We start from the raw sequence: 17,427 nt of genomic DNA, 5'->3' as shown, positions 1-17,427 counted from the left end.
AACGGATTTGGATTATTTTGCGATCTCGGTCGATCGTGTCTCGCGGATGACCGTTACCTTAATCTGTCCGGGGTATTGCATGGTCTCTTCGATTTTCTTTGCCACATCGCGAGCCAAACGAGTCGAGGCGAGATCGTCAATTGCGTCTGGCTTAACAATGATACGCACTTCGCGCCCGGCTTGTATTGCAAAAGCCTGTTGAACTCCATCGAACGACATCGACATTTCTTCGAGCGAGCGGATGCGCTTGATGTATGCCTCAAGGTCCTCGCGCCGCGCGCCGGGTCTCGCGCCGGAGATGGCGTCTGCCGATTCGGTGATGACCGCTTCCACGGTGAGTTGATCCACCTCATGGTGGTGCGATTCGATGGCATTCACCACGATCGAGTTGACGCCATAACGCTTGCAATATTCCGCGCCGAGTTTTGCGTGCGTGCCATCCTGGTTGTGATCCATCGCTTTGCCGATATCGTGCAAGAAGCCTCCCAGTTTGGATAGCTCGACGTTCGCCCCGATCTCCGCCGCCAGGATACCAGCCAGTTTGGAAACTTCGACCGCATGCGCCAGCTGGTTCTGACCATACGAAGTGCGGAATTTGAGACGCCCCATCATTCGTAGGATTTCCGGATGCAAGCCCGAGACGTTTGCCTCATAGGCGGCTTGCTCGCCCGCTTCGTTGATGATCTTTTCCACCGCGCGTGTTTCGTCTTCCACGATCTTTTCGATGTGCGCGGGGTGAATCCGTCCATCGAGGATTAACTTCGCCAACGCCCGCCGGCCAATTTCACGGCGGACTGAGTCGAAACACGAGACGGTCACAGAGTCCGGCGTATCGTCCACGATCACATCCACGCCCGCGGCTTGCTCGAAGGCTTTGATGTTGCGTCCATTGCGACCAACGATGCGCCCCTTCATCTCTTCGCTGGGGAGGGTGACAACCGCGCGCGTCACCTCCGCCACGTGTTCGCTTGCCACGCGCTGGATGGCGTCCGCGATCAACTTGCGGGCGCGTTTCTCGCCTTCTTCGCGCGCTTCCGCCTCGATCTGGCGGATGATGCGCGCCATATCGCCGCGCGCCTCTTTATCCACAGCCGCGAACAATTCTTTCTTCGCATCCTCTGGCGAAAGCTGGGCAATTTGTTCGAGTTTTTTGACCTGCTCCTCGTGCAGTTTATCGATCTCGTTGCCGCGCCGGTCCACCTGCGACTGGCGCTTATTGATCTGTTGCTCGCGTTGTTCAAGGCGGTCGCTTCGGCTGTCCACCTCCGAGCGGCGTTTGTCCAATCGTTCGGTCTCTTTGTTGAGTTCGATGCGCCGTTCTTTCATTTCCGCTTCGGCGGCTTGCACAATTTTGGTCGCGTTCTCGCGCGCCTGGCTTTCGATCAACCGTGCTTGTTCATTGGCGACCTTTAGGATGTTATCTGCCTTGTCTTGCTGGTTTTTCAACGCGCGTTCCGCCTGATACCGGTGAAGGAAGTATCCCGCCGCCAGACCAACGCCTAATACCAGTATGTCAACGATCAAAATAATCGGATTCATGGTGTATCCTCATTTTCTTCGAAAGATTTTTCTTCTTGATGCGTTTCGTTCCAGATTCTTCTCACTACGGGCGCAATAGTCGAATAGGAAAAACCGCGCCTGGCAAGGAACTCTGAAAGTTTTCTTCTGTATTCCTGCCAGTCCAACTCTTTGAAACGGCTTGATTTTTTTCGCGCCGCTTCATATGCCAGCGCGTCATCATCCACAGATTGGAGGGCGGCTGAGGTCGTTTCGTCGTCGATGCCTTTTTGTCGCATTTCCATCGCCAACATGCGGCGACTGCGCGGGCGGAAGGCGCTTCGGTTTTCGACCCATGCGCGGGCAAACTGATCGTCACTGGCAAGCCCATCTTGCCGCAACCGTTCGAGCGTTTGCTCGATCACATCTTCCGGGGTCTCATGTTTGCGCAGGTTCTTGCAGATCTCCGCTTCGGACCTTGCCCGGTAACTCAAAAACAATAGCGCCTGCTGGATGGCTCGTTCTTTCGCGTCCTCAGCCTGAAGCCGCTGAATTTTTTCATCATCCAACCCGTCGCCGACTTTGAGCCATGCGGCGGTAATGCGCGCCAGCCCGAAGGCGAATTCCCCATCGAGGTGCACATTGACTCGATTCGGGTTTCGCTTTTGCGCTTCGAGGGCAGTGATCTTTTTCATTTAAAATAAAACAACCGAAGCGCCGCCTGTCGGTTTCGGCTGTCGAAGACCCCGCGTCAACGGAGAAAAATGTCTGGGAATGTGGAGCAAACCCAACGTCCCGGGTGAAGCGCGCCGGGGTGGGTCAAACCGCGTGACGATGATCAGGTCACAGACGGCGAACGTGTTGTGGGGGTGAAGTCAGTTTCTTTTTCATACATAGTTTGTTTGACTTCTTCAAATAACTCCCAAAACGGGGAGGTTCTTGCTCGTAATATCCAGAGAGTGTACAGCCGAGCCGCAATGCGGCAGAAATAGACTTGTTCAGCGCCTTACTATGCCTCATTATAATGGATTTTAAGGTTTGTTAATGTGTCAAAATTATTGCGAAGGCTGATTCGCCCAGCGTTTTCGACGCGCCAGAATGGGGATAATGATAATGAGGGAGATCACGCCTCCCATGACGATGATGCCATCGGTCGATCCGACTTCAGATTGATCTTTCGGTTCGGGGGTGGTGGTGGCTTGGAAGAAGAACGAGGCTTCAGCGTCTGCTTGTGTGAAGGTTGCCCGGCTTGCCAGCGATTGCGTGAAAGCGGTTAGAGCCATCGCCAAGACCGACGCCAGAATAATGATGATGATGACCCGGGTTGTTCTTTTCATGCCGGGCAAGTATATCACGCGCCTATTGTGTCTTTTATGTACTTGCCTGTCCTTTTGAAGTATAATTTCGGCGCGCTTTCAGGGTGAATGATTACCCTGAATGACGATGTTAATTTTTGGTCGATTCACTTGTTCGATAAAAACTCAAATGACGCGCATGGCATTCATGACGATGGCTGACAATTCGTTATGCAAACTCATGTTTACAAATTTGGTTCAATTAGGTAAAATCGTGCAATATTTCACGAATAAATCTTCGTTCCAGGAGAATGCATGATCCGAAAATTTTTTGAATGGGTCTTAAGCCCGATGGGGCGGATAGCAGTGGTGATCACCGTAATGTCGCTGTTCAGCCTTGCCGCCTATGGGGTTTATCAAACTCAACAGCCTCCCGAACAACCGATTCAATTCACTCATAAGTTACACGTAGGGCTGGGCATTCAATGTTTGTATTGCCATCCCGGCGCTTTGCGCGGACCGTCTCCCGGTTTGCCGACCATCAACAAATGCTGGGGATGCCATCAGCAAATTGCAAAAACACAAACCAGTCCGCTTCTCAAGCCCATGGTCGACGCAATGAACGCCGGCGTGGGTTTCACGTGGGTTCCGGTGGCGCAAGTGCCGGACTTTGTGCATTTCACACATCGTCCGCATGTGGCGGCGGGTCTCAACTGCGAAAATTGTCACGGCGACATGACTAAAGTGACCATCGCCGAGAACCCGCAGGTGATGAACATGGGGTGGTGTCTTAACTGCCACAAGTCGCGCACCGAGGATAACGTCCAAAATAACCCCACGGGCGACGCCGGCGTATCTGCCCAGTTGGAGAAGAAGCGCACGAAACTCACCGATTGCGGCACATGTCATTATTAATCCGGGCACAGAGGAATATTCTATGAGTCAAAAAATTTCCCGGCGTGATTTTCTCAAATTAGCCACTGCAGGCGCGGCAACCACCGCGGTATTAACCGGTTGCGGTCCCGCTTCGCGTTACGTGACGCGCGAACCGTATACCAAAATGCCGGAGTACACCTACAATGGTTTGAGCGCCTATTACGCCACCACCTGCCGCGAATGTGCGGCTGGTTGCGGGCTGATCGTCCGCACCATGCAAGGGCGCGCCATCAAAGTGGAAGGCAACCCTGCGAACCCGATCAACCTCGGCAAGACCTGCGGCGCGCGGGCAGGCAACCTTGCACGGCTTGTATAACCCCGATCGTGTTGAATTCCCCGTGAAGCAGGCGCGCGGCGCGGCATTGGCAACCACTGCCATGAATTGGGACGAAGCGCTTCAAGTTGTTTCGGATGCTTTGAGCAAATCGAACGCTTCCGAAGTTGCCTTCCTGCTAGGAACCGCGTCGGATCACCTTTACGATTTGGTCACCGATCTCACCCAGGCAATCGGCGCGCCTGCCCCGATCCGTTTTGGCGCGTTGAGCATGTTCGAATCTCGCGCCACCTTGAGCAAGGCGGCTGAGAACCTCCTGGGAGAGGCTGGCTTGCCGTTCTTTGACATGGCAAATGCCGATCTCGTCGTTTCATTTGGATCAAACTTCCTCGAAACGTGGCTTTCGCCAGTGGCTTACACGCGCGGCTTTGCAAAAATGCGCCGCGGTAATAAGCAAAAGCGCGGATACCTCATCCAGTTTGAATCGCAGATGTCGCAGACTGCCGCCAAAGCAGACGAATGGATTCCGCTTCTTCCCGGGACGGAAGGCTTGGTTACCCTTGCCCTCGGCCGGCTCGTGGCGGAAGCAAAAGGCGGAACAACCCCTCGCGCGTTTGCATCTGTCGACATCGAAGAGGTATCCGCGAAATCTGGCGTTTCGCTGGAACAACTGGAGCATATCGCCAGTTTGATCGCCCAGGCGCAAGCCCCGCTTGCCATCCCCGGCGGGCAGGCATTAGGGCAGAGCAACGGGCTGTTCACAGCAGAAGCGGCGCTTGCATTAAACGCGTTAGTTGAAAACTACGGCAAACCCGGCGGCGTGTTCATCTCTCCGCTGTCACCGAACGAAGATGTTTACCATCGCCCTGCCAGCGCGAAAGAAATGGCAGACTTCATCACAACGCTGAAGAGCGGCGGCGTGAAAACCCTGTTCATTCATGGGGTCAACCCGCTATTTGAATTGCCAAAATCGCTAGGTTTTGCCGAGGCGTTAGCATCTATTCCTACTGTGATCTCGTTCGCAACATTCCCCGACGAAACCGCTCTCGCCTCCGACTATATCTTCCCCGATCATCAAGGTCTCGAAGCGTGGGGGTACCAGCGTTCTGCGACCGGCGCCATGCAATCGGTGCTGTCAGGCGCGCAACCGGTGGTTTCGCCGATGGGCGATACGCGCTCCACAGCCGACGTGTTGATCGAAGCGGCGCGGTTGGCTGGCGGAAAATTTTCCGAAGCATTGCCCTTCACCGACGAAGTTGCCTTCATTCGAAACAAAATTTCCACCCTCATCCCTCGCGCCGATGGTTCATTCGTTGCGCCAGAGATCAACACCTTCGCTTCTTACTTTCAGCAACATGGCGGCTGGTGGTCTGCGGCGGGAGTTTCTACTTCATCATCTTCCGCAAGCGCGCTCAGCAAGGCGATTGCCGTCAAAGAGACAGAATTTGCCGGCGACGGCGAGTTCTTCTTTATCCCATTCGTTTCGCCGACGTTGGGCGAGGCTGGCGCCAACAAGCCATGGTTGCAAGAGTTGCCCGACCCGATGACCACTGTCATGTGGAATTCGTGGGTGGCGATCAACCCTGAAACCGCTCATCATCTCGGTATTGAAAACGACGACGTAGTGAAGATCATCAGCGAAGCCGGGGAGGTAGAAGTGGCAGTGTACGAGTATCCAGCCATCCACCCGGAGGTGGTTGCCATGCCCTTCGGGCAAGGTCATACCGCTTATGGAAGGTTTGCCACAGCCAAAATGCCGCAAGACCGATTTATGGGGCTTGTGCCGCATGGCGGGCTTGTGGGCGATGCCATGCAACGCGGCGCGAATCCAGCCGATGTGCTCGGCGCGCATTTCAATGAAGCCGGTGATCTTGCCTTTGCGGGCATGAAAGTAAAGATTGAAAAGACCGGACGTAAACAATACCTATCCCGCCTCGAAAGCCGCATCGGCGTCTACGGCGAGGGATTTCCCGAGGAGAAATAATCATGACCGTTGATTTAAATCTCGTTGGCGCCAAAGGCGCCATCGCCGAAGCCGCGGCAGGAAAGTGGGGGATGACCATCGACCAGGATATTTGCACCGGCTGTCAGGCATGCGTTGCGGCGTGCGCCATGGAGAACAACCTTGCCTTTGTGGGCGAGGAAGACGCCGGCTATGGGCGAACCCAGCACTGGATCCGGATCGAACGTTTTTGGGATGGGGAATATCCGCACGTGCAGGCGACTCCCTTTCAGCCGATGCTCTGCCAGCAATGCGGTCACGCGCCGTGTGAGCCTGTTTGCCCAGTGTTTGCCACTCCCCACAGCCCGGCGGAAGACCTCAATTTGCAAGTGTATAACCGTTGTGTCGGCACGCGCTATTGCGCCAACAACTGCCCCTATCAGGTGCGTTCGTTTAACTGGCGCGATTACCACACCGTTCCCGAACTTGGAAATATGGTGAACGGGACGCTCGTCTTCCCGCTTCATAATCAACTCAACCCGGATGTAACCGTCCGCCGCCGCGGTGTGATGGAAAAATGCACGTTCTGCATTCAACGCATCCACAAGGCTCAAGATAAAGCCAAGTCTGAAGGGCGCGAGGTTGAAGACGGCGAGTTCACAACCGCTTGCGCGCAAGCCTGCCCGGCAAGCGCGATCACTTTTGGGCGTGTGGATCACCCGGAGAGCCTGGTCAGCCAGCTGGCTCATCAGGAACGCGGTGTGAAGCACCTCGAAGAACTCAATACCCTGCCGCGCGTGACCTACCTCAAGGAAGGTTAACTCATGACCGCTACTTCCAAATATTTATCCGGTGCGCATGAAGCGCACGACTCTCACCACGAAGAAGATCCGAAACAGTATTTGATGTACGATCCCAAGCCGCGCGGCGAGATGAACGCGATGGTGATGGAATCCATGCACACGACCTCGTGGAAGTTCTGGGCAGTGTTGGGCGTGCTGGCGTTTCTGGTTGTTACCTGTTTCTTCTTTGCCTGGGGATATATGATCAATGAAGGCTTGTATGTTGGCGGGGTGATGCGACCAGCCTATTGGGGCATCTTCCTCGTCAACACCGTGTTTTGGATCGGTATTAGCCATGCGGGAACCTTTATCTCCGCGATCCTGCGCGTGTTCAAGGCGGAGTTCCGCCGTCCGTTTACCCGCGCCGCCGAGCTAATGACCACCTTCGGCTTGATCCAGGCGGGCGCGAGCATCTTCATGCACATGGGTCGTGTGTGGCTTTCGTATTGGATGTTTCCCATCCCGAACGCGCGGCAGTTGTGGCCCAACTTTCACTCGCCCTTGATGTGGGATTTGCTCGCCATTTCCACCTATGTTCTTGGCAGTACCATGTACCTGTTCCTGCCGCTCATCCCTGATCTTGCCATGGCGCGCGATCGTTCCACCGGCTGGCGCAAGACGTTCTACAAAATCCTCGCGCTCGGTTTCCGCGGCACAGAGGGCGAGTGGCGGCATCTCACGGTCGCCATGAACTTCTTCGCCTTTGCCATCATCCCTGTGATGTTCTCTGTGCATACCATCGTGTCTTGGGACTTTGCCATGGCGATGCGCCCGGGCTGGTCTTCCAGCGTGTTCGGTCCGTATTTCGTGCTCGGCGCTTTGCATTCGGGTATGGGCGCGGTGGCGATGGTGCTGTTTGTGATGCGCGCCACCATGAAGCACATGGACTATTTCATCCGCAAAGAGCACTTCGATGCGCTCGGCAAGTTGATGCTGATGGTCACCTTCGCTTACACATACTTCTTCTTCAACGACTATATCGTGCAATGGTACGGCGGCGACAAGGCAACCGATGATCTTTTGCACTGGTTGGAAGAAGGTCCCATGGCATGGATGTTCATTCAGTTCGTGTTTTTCAACATCGTCATTCCGCCGCTGTTGCTGTGGAGTAAGAAAGTGCGTGAAACCCCCTGGTTGCTTGCCTTGATCGGTCTGATGATCAACGTTGGCATGTATTGGGAGCGTTATTTGATCATTCCGGTCATGCTCACCATCAACCGTATGCCGTTCACGTGGAAATTATTTGAACCGCGTCTCGAGATCTTCCTCACCATTGGAACATTCTCCATGTTCCTCCTGTTCTATATGATCGTTTCCCGCCTCATCCCTTTGATCCCGGTCTGGGAGGTGCAAGAAGGGCAGATGACTCACTCGCTTCGCAAAGTGGGTAAGGCGAAACTCCCAACGATCAGCGAATTCGAATAAACGGAGCGAACCATGTCTGAAGCAACTTTACTTGCTGTCTTCGAAGACCTAGACCCCGCCGCGAGCGCCATCGAAAAATTGCACGAGATGGGCGTGGGCGATGAAAACATCAATGTGATTTCCGGCGTGCCGGTGGCGCATAAAATTTTGGGGCGCCCGCATCCATGGACGAACGTATCGAAACTTTCGATGGGCGGCGCGGCGGCGGGCTTTCTGTTTGGCATCTTCCTCAATTTTGGAACGCCCCATCTCTATGGCATTCAAGTAGGCGGGCAGTACGTTACCCCGATTCCGCCTGGCGCAATTGTGACCTTCGAAATGACCATGCTGTTTGCGCTCCTTGCCACCTTCCTCGGCGTCTTTTTGGATAGTTACTTCCCGAATTATCGCCCGCTGGAATATGTCGACGAGGTGAGCGATGGAAAGATCGCCGTCTTCTTTCGGGTTGCGGAAGACGACGCCAAAAAATTTACCGACGCCATGAATACGCTCGGCGCTGAATCTGTCAAACCCGCGGAGGCGCGGCAACTATGAGACTTTTGAAACAACTATTCTGGGTTTTCCTCACCCTCGGTATCCTTTTCGGAATTCTCGAACTCTTCATGTTCGATATCATCAAGATCGACTGGGTCAGCTTCATGGAGATCCAGCCATCCTATCGCGCGATGGAAGACCCGCTTCCTCCGCCCAGTCAATCTGTTCCAATAGAAGGGGCGATCGTCATCCCCGGCATGGGCGCGCCCGAAAACCCCACCATAGCGGATGACGCCTCCCTGGCGCGCGGCGCGGAATTGTTCGCGATCAACTGCCAAATGTGTCACGGCGCGGATGGCGCCGGGAGCGGACCGGTTGCCCCATTTCTTATCCAATTCAAGCCTGCCGACCTGACCTCCGCTATTGCGCAATCCAAGAGCGACGGTTCGATGTTCCTGACCATCTCCAATGGCGTGGATGGACGCATGCCCGCTCTGAACGAAAACCTGACCGTGTCTGAGCGCTGGGATGTGGTTAACTTCCTGCGCACATTACAACCTGCAGAATAGGGATTTCGATTATGAATGATGTTAGAAAATTAATTTACACCACGATCATCGCCTTTCTTGCAACGCTGGTGGTCTGGATCACCGCCCTGTTGTTTTGGTCTTGCGGGTTTTCCTTCGAGTGCGCGCGCGCGAGCCAAATTGTGGAACGCACTCCGGTCCCCACCTTGATTCCCGCCAGCCATGTCGATTCTTCCATGGGCGGCGCGGCGGACGAGTTTGATAAATGCCAGGTCTCCGCGACTGAGTTGATCGGCGCGTGGGTTTCGGCAGGCGCCCCTGAAAGTGAAGCCTTTCCATTCACCGATATGAACGGGAAAGACTGCGAAGCGACGTATCGGGATATTCAACCGCTGTTTGTGGAAAACGGGCAATGGTATGCCAATGCGATTGGGTGTGTCTCGTGTCATAACTCGGCGCTCACAGCGCGTAGCGGCGGGTTGGACCTGTCCAGCTACGATGCCATGCAGTTGGGCTCACAGCGCGCGGATGCAACTGCCACCGGCAACAACATTTTTGGCAACGGCAATTGGGAAGACTCTACGTTGTTCGCGGTTTTGACAACGCAAGGCATGGTTCCCACCGGTCACTCGGCAGATGTTTCGCCAAATAATTTTGCGTTCTACGTCGGGTCTGCGGTGGAAGTTACCGCAACGCCAACGCCGTAATACGGATTTGAATAAAAAAATCTCCCGAGTACTCGGGAGATTTTTTTATTACCAGCGGAGAGGGCGGGATTCGAACCCGCGAACCTTTGTGGGTTACACGCTTTCCAAGCGTGCGCGCTAAGCCAGACTACGCGACCTCTCCATTGGGTGGAAGCGGGCAGATTATACCATGCGCAAACTAGTTGTCCAACGCTCCCTGGTTGATCCAATCGACGATGAGTTGCACTTGTGGGGGCGTCAACTTCGGTCCGCGTTTGGGCATTTCTTGTGTAATCACCTGTTCAGCCAGCAGGCTGTTGTCGGCGTCGCCGGGGGTGAGGATGAGTCCATTTTCGGAGCCAGCCATGAGTGCCGCATAGGTGGTGAGGTTTAATCCCTCTTTGGTTTCGCGTCCGCCGTGACAGTTCTTACAGCGGCTATCGAGAATGGGGAGGATTTCATTGGAAAAACTCACTGTGGCGGTCTGGTTCTCCGCCTCGGTTGGCGGCGTGGTGGGGATGATAACAGTCGGGATGGCGGTATCGGTTGGGGGCGCGGAGGTGTCGGTAGGGGAAAGCGCCTCAGTTGCCGGGGCAGGCTGACTCGTCGGCGGTGAAGCGGGCGCGTCCGTGGGCTGGCCCCCACAGGCGGCGAGGATTCCCGTCAAAACGATTGTGAGCAAAACTTTTTTCATTGTTCTCCTAGAAACCATATAAGATGACGCCGCCCAGAAACGCCAGCGTGAAAGCGATGAGAAAACTTAAGCCGTAAGCCGCTGTGTAGAGGACGCGGTTGCCGGCGCTGAAAATTTGCGGGTTGCGATAACGAACAATGCTGATGCCGGTGGTGAGAGCAAGCAAAATCAGGGCAAGCATTACCTTGACGCTCGCGTTTGGCGCGTCGCCTTCGTAGTTTTTGATGTTATCCATCATGCCAGTGACGCCTGCCGCGATGGTGCTGACAGCGGCAAGGGCGATGTTCGCAAAGGCGGCGAGTTCCAGCGCTGGGTTCTTTCTCCACCAGGCGAGCAGGATGAAGAGGAAGGCGGCGCCGGTCAGCGCGATGGGGAAGTGCACGACCATCGGATGGGTGGGATGGATCTGTGTAACGGCGGCGATGAAGCGGTTGATGAAATCCATTGTTTCTCCTCGGTGAACTCCTTGTCTACCAGATTGCGGGATGATACCTATTATTACGCAAGTGTGGCTAAGAAAATTTTCATTTTTGCGGAAACAAAACATCGGACAGTTCGCAACCTGTCCGATGTTTTGTTTGGAATTTTGTGTTGTCAGTTTTTTGCGGGAAGCGGCAGTTCGCGCGGAGCCACCATGCCCCAGCGCGATGCGCCGAGGTACAAAATATCGAGGATGAGATCCTCGTAGCGAATCCCCTCCGCTTTGGCTTGCAGGCACAAGTCGCTATAATCGGGCGTGAGGCCGGGCAGGGTGTTGATCTCGAGCAGGCGCGGGTTGCCCTCATCGTCGAGTCGGATGTCGGTGCGCGAGATATCCAGCGCGCCGAGCAGTTGATGCGCGCGCAGGGCGAAATAGCGAAGTTTCTTTTCCAGTTCGGGTTCCACCACCGCCGGGCAAAAATAACCGGGCGCGCCTTCTTCGCCCACTTCTTTCGACTTGGACGCGTTGCTGTATACCTTCGGCGTAACGGAGCGCGTCATATCCAGTTCGAGGATGGGGAAGCGGTGGAAGCCGTCTTTTTCATACCATTCGGGGTTGCGCGAGTAGAGTTTCGCGTCGGCGCGCCCGAGGATGCCGACCGTGAATTCGCGCCCCGGTAGAAAGACCTCCACCAGCGCGGGTTGCTGGTAGGTGTTGATGATGTATTGCGCCCGTTCGCGTAATTCCTTCTCTTTGGTAACGATGGCTTTTGTATCCACGCCCATGCCGGTGCCTTCGCGCGCTGGTTTAACAAAGAGCGGATATTTCAATTCGGGTCGAAGCGGTTCGTCGCCGACGATGAACTCTTGAAACGGCGCCACGGGCAACCGTCGGTCGCGCCAGATGCGTTTGGTCAGCGTTTTATCGAGCGAGATGCCGTTGGTTAGCACGCGCGAGCCGGTATAGGGGATGCTCAGCATTTCAAGCAGGGCTGGCACTTGCGCCTCGCGCGCGTCGCCGCCGAGTCCTTCGGCGATATTGAAGCAGATATCCGGCTGGTGATCGCGCAACGCGAAGGGCAGGTCCCTGTCGGCTTGGAGGAAGACCGTTTTGTGCCCGTCAGTTTCAATGGCGGCGCGAAGCGAATCAATCGTTTCGATGTGGTCGAAGTCCGAGAAGGCATCCGGCGGGACGCCCTCCGGCTTGGGTTGTGAATCGTCCTTGATGTTGGCGAGAACGGCGACCTTCCAATAGCGCTTCATGAGGATTTGAATCTCCTTTTGTTTGATTCAAAATTTTTCGAGACAATGATAGCGCAATGCTGTCAGATGACAAGGTTTTTAAGTTTAAAACATTCTGCTAGACAATGAATTGTCTTTCAGGTATCATCGGTTCACTTCCAACGAAACGGGAAAGAGAAAAACACGAATGGCAATGTTTTCAAAAGACCTGGGCATCGACCTGGGAACGATGTTCACCCGCCTGGCGGATGCGACTCAGGTGCTGGCTCAGGAGCCGACCATCGTTGCGATCGAGGCGATCGAGCAAAAGATGGTGGCGGTGGGGCAGGAGGCGCGCGATATGTACGGCCGCGTGCCGGAGAGCATCGAAGTGGCGCGCCCGTTGAAGAACGGCGTGATCGCTGATTATGAAATTACCGAGACGCTTCTCTCGTACCTGCTTTCACGCGCCAGCGGAAGCATGCGCATCTTTCGCCCGCGCGTCATGATCTCCGTCCCCAACGGCGTCACCAGCGTGGAGCGGCGCGCAGTATACGAAGCAGTGCTGGAGGCGGGAAGCCGCGAGGCGTTCCTCATCCAACAGCCGCTTGCGGCGGCGATCGGGGTGGACCTTCCGATTGGTTCGCCTTCGGGCAATATGGTGATCTGTCTCGGCGGCGGTTGCACTGAGGCGGCTGTGTTGGCGATGTATGGCATTGTCTCTGCGGAGACTCTGCGCTCCGGCGGCATGGACTTCGATGACGCCATTGTTAATTATGTGCGCAGGAAATATGGCGTGGTGATCGGGCAGGTGACTGCCGAACAACTCAAAACAAGGATCGGCGCGGCGGTTCCACAAGATACCGAGAACAGCATGGAAGTGCAGGGACAGGATCAAGTGACCGGCTTGCCGCGCCCGGTCACATTGACGACCGGCGAGATCGTCGAAGCCTTACAAGACCCGCTCAAGGCGGTCGTCGAGACCGGTCGCCGCGTGTTGGAAAAAACTCCCCCCGAATTGGTCGCGGACATCATTGACCGAGGCGTGGCGTTATGTGGCGGCGGGGCGCTCTTGCGCGGCATTGATAAGTTGTTGACGAAATCCTTGGGCATCCCCGCGTATTTGGTGGATACGCCGATGACGTGCGTGGTAGAGGGCACGGTGAAGGCGATCCCAATGTATAACATTTTGCGGCGTAGTTTGCCGCAGGTTTGATATGCGGGCTTTATTCAGGTTAACCTGATCCCCTACAAGATGTCACACTGATCGGTAGCGCAGGGCCTCTGTTTGAGTCGTGGAGATGTTTCGTTGCGCTCAGCTTCATAATATTCAGCATGACATAGTCTACAGTTCGCCCATTAAGGTTAATCAGAATACGAGAATAAATTTTGGGACGCGAAAAACGCCGATGTTTGCTGAGTCAAGCAAACATCGGCGTTTTTGATTCGAGTAGATTGCGCTTTATCCTTCAGGTTATTGGTCGGATGAAAACACCAGGTTGATGAAGTAATCACGCTCCCCGATAAACCCGTTGAGATCGATCTGTTGCCCCACTGCAACGTCGGAAGATTGGAAGCCGTATTGTCCCACGCTGAAACCGTCCATGGAGGCTTCGTCGATGTTGAGGGGTATTGCGCCGTTCGGGGTATCCTGCCAATGGGCAAAGATGTCATTGGTTTGGACGGTCAATGGTGACGGCAGTTTTACTACGGTGGTCCCAGTTTGGGCGGGGGGTGAGTCGTCGGATACGCGGATGCGATAGACGACCTTCCAACCATCATCGTTGGGACGCAGGATCAGCAAGTCGAATTGTTCAACGGCTTTGTCGCTGTCGTTGAGATACATGATCCCATTAATAAACCCATCCGATGGCATGGCATATTCGTGCAGGAAGAGGTGACGCCTGGCGGATGAATCGCCTTTTGGCGCGGAGGGAACCTGCCCTGAAAAATCAAAGCCGATTTGCCGAGTCTGTAAAACAGGTTGAGGCGTGGGGGAGTTGTTATCGTTGGCTAGCGAAATGCTGGAACACGCGAGGGACAAAACGATGAGGAAAATAAAAAAGAGAATAGGCGCTTGTCTTGCCGGTCGATTCATGCATTAAACCTTTTTGTTGATTGCCTTACACATTCAAAATCGGAGCGCTGATTCACGCTGATAACGCAGATTTTTCTTTATGAATCAGCGCGCTTTGCGATCTGCGTCGCCAAAATCGTTGTGTAAGATGATCAGACCTTTTTACCACTTGAGAATCTGTATTGCGATAAAGTTTGCGGTCCCCACAAGAAAATAACTACGACGGCGGCGATCACAACCAGCGCATAGCCAACTGCGGCATTGCCCAACTCAAAGGCTGTACGTCCGCCCGGGAAAATGCTTCTCGCGGTATTGCCAATGGCGTGTAAGAGAATCGCCACGAAGACGCTTTTTCCAGCATTGTTATATACCCAGACGATCAGAATTCGTATCCCGACTGTAAACAGAGTGCCCCATGCCATCAACGGTAGAGTTTGACCGAGTTCAATCATGGATGGGTAATGCCAGATTGCGTGGATCGCGCCCATCAGTAAGCCGGCTTTCAACGCTCCCCAGCGCTCTTGCATGGGGTCAATGGCGTATCCCATATAACCTAATTCTTCGCCTGCCGCGGCAAAAAAGAACGCAAGAAAGACAAGCGGCGCGGCAGAGGGAATGTGCCATGAAGCGGGGACAGGCAGACCCGTGACGCGCATCACAAGATACGTTATGGTATCCAGAAACGGCATCAGAAAAATAACAGGGAGGTACCAGACCTTTCGCTTAATGTTCTTGTAATCGAGGGTCTTGCTCAATAACCGTTTGATTCCATCAAAATTCTCTTCTCTATACACGAGGATTAAAGCGGCGATGAGAGGGACGAAGGTCGCTCCAACGTCGGTGATTGGCAGATTATCGGGAAGTCCTTCGGCTTTAATCACCGTGCTAAGAAGCCAAAATGGAAGGGTCAAGACATATACCAGGATAAAAAAAGAGCCTGGAGTTCTTTTTGTGGATACGCTTGTATTCATAAATTTGTGTTCGAGGCGGCAAGCCTCCAGTTTCCAGTTCTGTTCCCCTACAAATAATACGTCATCCTCTGCAAATGCGTGACCGGGTCGATGTACTGCACCTTCACATCCTCCGGCACGTTGATGCTGATGGGGGCATAATTGAGAATGGCTTTAATCCCCGCCCTCACCAGTTGGTCTGCCGCGCCCTGCGCCGACGCGGCGGGCACGCACAACATCGCCACCTTGATCTTGTGGTGCTTGATCTTTTCGATCATGCCTGCCGAATCGAGAACTTGAAAATCGCCCACTGGCTGCCCCACTTTTTTCGGATCGTTATCGAACACCATACTCACGTGAAAGCCGCGATTGGCGAGCTCATTGTAATGAGCCAGCGCGTGACCGATATCGCCCATGCCCACGATGATCACATCCCAAACGCGATCCATCTTGAGGATGCTTCTCAATTTTTCCATCAAGTAAGAGATCGAATACCCCGTCCCTTGTTTGCCGAACTCGCCGAATTGTGAAATATCCTTGCGGATCTGCGCGGCAGAAATGCCCACGATCGCCCCCAAGTCCTGCGACGAAGTGGTTTGAATCCCCTGGTCAGACAGCCGTTGCAACGCCCTCAAATAAATGGGCAACCGCCCGATGATAATATCCGGTATCCTCTCAGTAGCCATGCAGGACATCCCTCGTTGAATGTAAAGTTATCTGACACGAAATGTAGAACACTGACCCGCGCGGAAGAACGCACAGATACGCTTTTTGAATCAACGTGTTCAGTGTCCAAAAAACGGCCTGTATGTTTATTCGATTAACTCTACCATAAAAGGTTTCTTAGTACAAACTGGCACAATCAAAATGCAATAAAACAAAGGTCATGGGATCGCCTCCACCTTCAACGTGTATTTCGTATACTCCAACCCCCCGGTGGGCGACGAAACGAAATGCACCGCGTACACCCCGCTCGGGTCGCTGAGGAACAAAATGATCTTCCCGCACACAAGCGACCCCACCACCGAATAGTTCAACAACAACTCCGCGATATACGAGCCGCTCCCCGCGCACTCCAACTCCAATGTGGTATTCGCCGAAAACGTCTTGAACTGAATCCAATCCTCCGCGTCGCCGATGGGGGAGGAAACATCGCTCGAATAATGGAAGGAGCGCGTCCCTCCCGCAGTCAACGTGATATTCACCGCCGGCGCCACCGCCGAATCATGATCCGGCAAGGCAGGCGCAACCGTTGGCTCAATAGGGACGGCGGTATTCTCCGGCGTGCCGGTGCCGATCACCAGCCCCGCGTCCGTCACGATCGGGAGCGAATCCACGCTGGTTGCCTGAGTGAACGCCGCATTCACCCAACCCAGTCCGTCTGGTCCCGCCGCAAAAACGATCTGCAACCACGCGCCGCTCGCATCCTTACCCGTCAGCGTGACCACATCTCGCGCGTTCAATGTGCCGATGGAATTGAAACTCGTGCCGGGTCCACTGCGCACATTGAGTTGCTGTTGGATGATCGCCACCTGATCGCCGTTCGGATTTACCCCCGCGCCTCCCACCACAGGGACGGCTGGCTCGCCTGTGGTAACGATGAACTCCGCCGTCACCCATCCCACCCCCTGCGCCGCTTGCGGATACTTGATCTGCCACCAATTCCCGCCGGGATCTTTGCCGACGATCTCCACCTCCGTGTTTGCCGGGATGATGCCAACCACCTCGCCCGCTGTGGATGGTTCGCCGCGCACATTCACCCGTGTGGAGGTCGTCCCCGCGGCCGGAGCAACTGTACTCGTGGGAAGAGGCGGAAGCGGAGTCTTGCTGGGCTTCGAGGTCGGCGAGGCCGGTAACGTCGAAGTGACGACTAACGCGGTCGGCGTGTCCGCTTCGATCACATCCACAGAAAAACTACAGCCCGCGCAAAACATTACCAGCCAGCATATCGAAATGAATTTTTTCATCGTATGTGAATTGTAATGCAAAACAAAAACGCCTTCGTGGGGCGGGATGCCATCCCGCCTTTTGCCCAGCGTGCGAGATAACATCTCGCACCACGTAGAAAAAAATAAAACCGCCTCGCGGCGATTAGGCTGACACAACCATGCAGACTCGATAAAAAGATAGATCAAAGACAAATATCAAAGTCAAGGCGTGCAAGCCT

19 protein-coding genes and 1 tRNA gene are annotated in these 17,427 nt (G+C 54.6%); 9 read left to right on the top strand and 11 right to left on the bottom strand.

Features of this window, described 5'->3' with window-relative positions; genetic code table 11:
* Positions 1-12: 12 nt before the first annotated feature.
* The 3 genes from rny to IPM31_00175 form a co-directional block, all read right to left on the bottom strand.
* On the bottom strand, positions 13-1,539 hold the full coding sequence (gene rny / locus IPM31_00185) for a ribonuclease Y (GenBank protein ID MBK9005390.1): 1,527 nt from the start codon (positions 1,537-1,539) through the stop codon (positions 13-15).
* On the bottom strand, positions 1,536-2,192 hold the full coding sequence (locus tag IPM31_00180) for a RecX family transcriptional regulator (protein MBK9005389.1): 657 nt from the start codon (positions 2,190-2,192) through the stop codon (positions 1,536-1,538). The genes rny and IPM31_00180 overlap by 4 nt, the downstream gene beginning before the upstream one ends.
* A 360-nt stretch (positions 2,193-2,552) precedes the next feature.
* Positions 2,553-2,834, bottom strand: coding sequence for a hypothetical protein (locus tag IPM31_00175; GenBank protein MBK9005388.1), 282 nt, complete (start codon positions 2,832-2,834; stop codon positions 2,553-2,555).
* 273 nt (positions 2,835-3,107) lie between these two features.
* Between IPM31_00175 and IPM31_00170 the strand changes: the two genes are divergently transcribed.
* The 8 genes from IPM31_00170 to IPM31_00135 are packed head-to-tail and all read left to right on the top strand — an operon-like array spanning position 3,108 to position 9,919.
* A complete protein-coding gene (locus IPM31_00170) occupies positions 3,108-3,707 on the top strand; it encodes a cytochrome c3 family protein (protein ID MBK9005387.1) in 600 nt (199 codons plus the stop codon).
* A gap of 22 nt (positions 3,708-3,729) precedes the next feature.
* Positions 3,730-4,044, top strand: a complete 315-nt coding sequence (locus IPM31_00165) for a twin-arginine translocation signal domain-containing protein (protein MBK9005386.1) — start codon at positions 3,730-3,732, stop codon at positions 4,042-4,044.
* Positions 4,028-5,986: a molybdopterin-dependent oxidoreductase gene (locus tag IPM31_00160; protein MBK9005385.1), complete on the top strand. Its 1,959-nt coding sequence runs from the start codon at positions 4,028-4,030 to the stop codon at positions 5,984-5,986. Before IPM31_00165 ends, IPM31_00160 begins: the two co-directional genes overlap by 17 nt.
* Positions 5,987-5,988: 2 nt before the next feature.
* On the top strand, positions 5,989-6,765 hold the full coding sequence (locus IPM31_00155) for a 4Fe-4S dicluster domain-containing protein (protein MBK9005384.1): 777 nt from the start codon (positions 5,989-5,991) through the stop codon (positions 6,763-6,765).
* A 3-nt stretch (positions 6,766-6,768) separates the two neighbouring features.
* Positions 6,769-8,211 (top strand): polysulfide reductase NrfD, encoded by a 1,443-nt coding sequence (gene nrfD / locus IPM31_00150; GenBank protein ID MBK9005383.1) that lies wholly within the window; start codon positions 6,769-6,771, stop codon positions 8,209-8,211.
* 12 nt (positions 8,212-8,223) lie between these two features.
* The gene (locus IPM31_00145) at positions 8,224-8,745 is read left to right on the top strand and encodes a DUF3341 domain-containing protein (protein ID MBK9005382.1); all 522 of its coding nucleotides are present in this window, start codon (positions 8,224-8,226) and stop codon (positions 8,743-8,745) included.
* Positions 8,742-9,254, top strand: coding sequence for a cytochrome c (locus IPM31_00140; protein MBK9005381.1), 513 nt, complete (start codon positions 8,742-8,744; stop codon positions 9,252-9,254). The genes IPM31_00145 and IPM31_00140 overlap by 4 nt, the downstream gene beginning before the upstream one ends.
* Positions 9,255-9,265: 11 nt before the next feature.
* Positions 9,266-9,919 carry a hypothetical protein gene (locus tag IPM31_00135; GenBank protein MBK9005380.1) on the top strand — a complete coding sequence of 218 codons (654 nt, stop codon included), beginning with the start codon at positions 9,266-9,268 and terminating at the stop codon, positions 9,917-9,919.
* A gap of 55 nt (positions 9,920-9,974) precedes the next feature.
* Here IPM31_00135 and IPM31_00130 read toward each other — a convergent pair.
* The 4 genes from IPM31_00130 to IPM31_00115 form a co-directional block, all read right to left on the bottom strand.
* Positions 9,975-10,061: transfer RNA gene (locus tag IPM31_00130), tRNA-Ser, on the bottom strand.
* A gap of 36 nt (positions 10,062-10,097) precedes the next feature.
* Entirely contained in the window at positions 10,098-10,592 is a 495-nt protein-coding gene (locus IPM31_00125) for a hypothetical protein (protein ID MBK9005379.1), read from the bottom strand.
* Positions 10,593-10,599: 7 nt separating this feature from the next.
* Entirely contained in the window at positions 10,600-11,037 is a 438-nt protein-coding gene (locus IPM31_00120) for a hypothetical protein (GenBank protein MBK9005378.1), read from the bottom strand.
* Between the two features lie 149 nt (positions 11,038-11,186).
* Positions 11,187-12,275, bottom strand: coding sequence for a hypothetical protein (locus IPM31_00115; GenBank protein ID MBK9005377.1), 1,089 nt, complete (start codon positions 12,273-12,275; stop codon positions 11,187-11,189).
* A 166-nt stretch (positions 12,276-12,441) separates the two neighbouring features.
* On the opposite strand from IPM31_00115, the gene IPM31_00110 reads away from it, so the two are divergent.
* Entirely contained in the window at positions 12,442-13,449 is a 1,008-nt protein-coding gene (locus tag IPM31_00110; protein MBK9005376.1) for a rod shape-determining protein, read from the top strand.
* Between the two features lie 258 nt (positions 13,450-13,707).
* Here IPM31_00110 and IPM31_00105 read toward each other — a convergent pair whose 3' ends face one another.
* The 4 genes from IPM31_00105 to IPM31_00090 form a co-directional block, all read right to left on the bottom strand.
* Positions 13,708-14,331 (bottom strand): hypothetical protein, encoded by a 624-nt coding sequence (locus IPM31_00105; protein MBK9005375.1) that lies wholly within the window; start codon positions 14,329-14,331, stop codon positions 13,708-13,710.
* 131 nt (positions 14,332-14,462) lie between these two features.
* Positions 14,463-15,281 carry a CPBP family intramembrane metalloprotease gene (locus IPM31_00100; protein MBK9005374.1) on the bottom strand — a complete coding sequence of 273 codons (819 nt, stop codon included), beginning with the start codon at positions 15,279-15,281 and terminating at the stop codon, positions 14,463-14,465.
* Positions 15,282-15,328: 47 nt separating this feature from the next.
* The gene (locus IPM31_00095; GenBank protein ID MBK9005373.1) at positions 15,329-15,946 is read right to left on the bottom strand and encodes a redox-sensing transcriptional repressor Rex; all 618 of its coding nucleotides are present in this window, start codon (positions 15,944-15,946) and stop codon (positions 15,329-15,331) included.
* A 198-nt stretch (positions 15,947-16,144) separates the two neighbouring features.
* Complete coding sequence (locus IPM31_00090) at positions 16,145-17,311, bottom strand: SH3 domain-containing protein (protein MBK9005372.1); 1,167 nt, start codon at positions 17,309-17,311, stop codon at positions 16,145-16,147.
* Positions 17,312-17,427 lie beyond the last annotated feature (116 nt).

Origin of the sequence: Candidatus Defluviilinea gracilis, from assembly GCA_016716235.1 — a bacterium.
Taxonomy (GTDB): Bacteria; Chloroflexota; Anaerolineae; order Anaerolineales; family Villigracilaceae; genus Defluviilinea; species Defluviilinea gracilis.
Note: the sequence above shows the minus strand (reverse complement) of the source record. Positions and strands in the feature narration are given on the sequence as shown.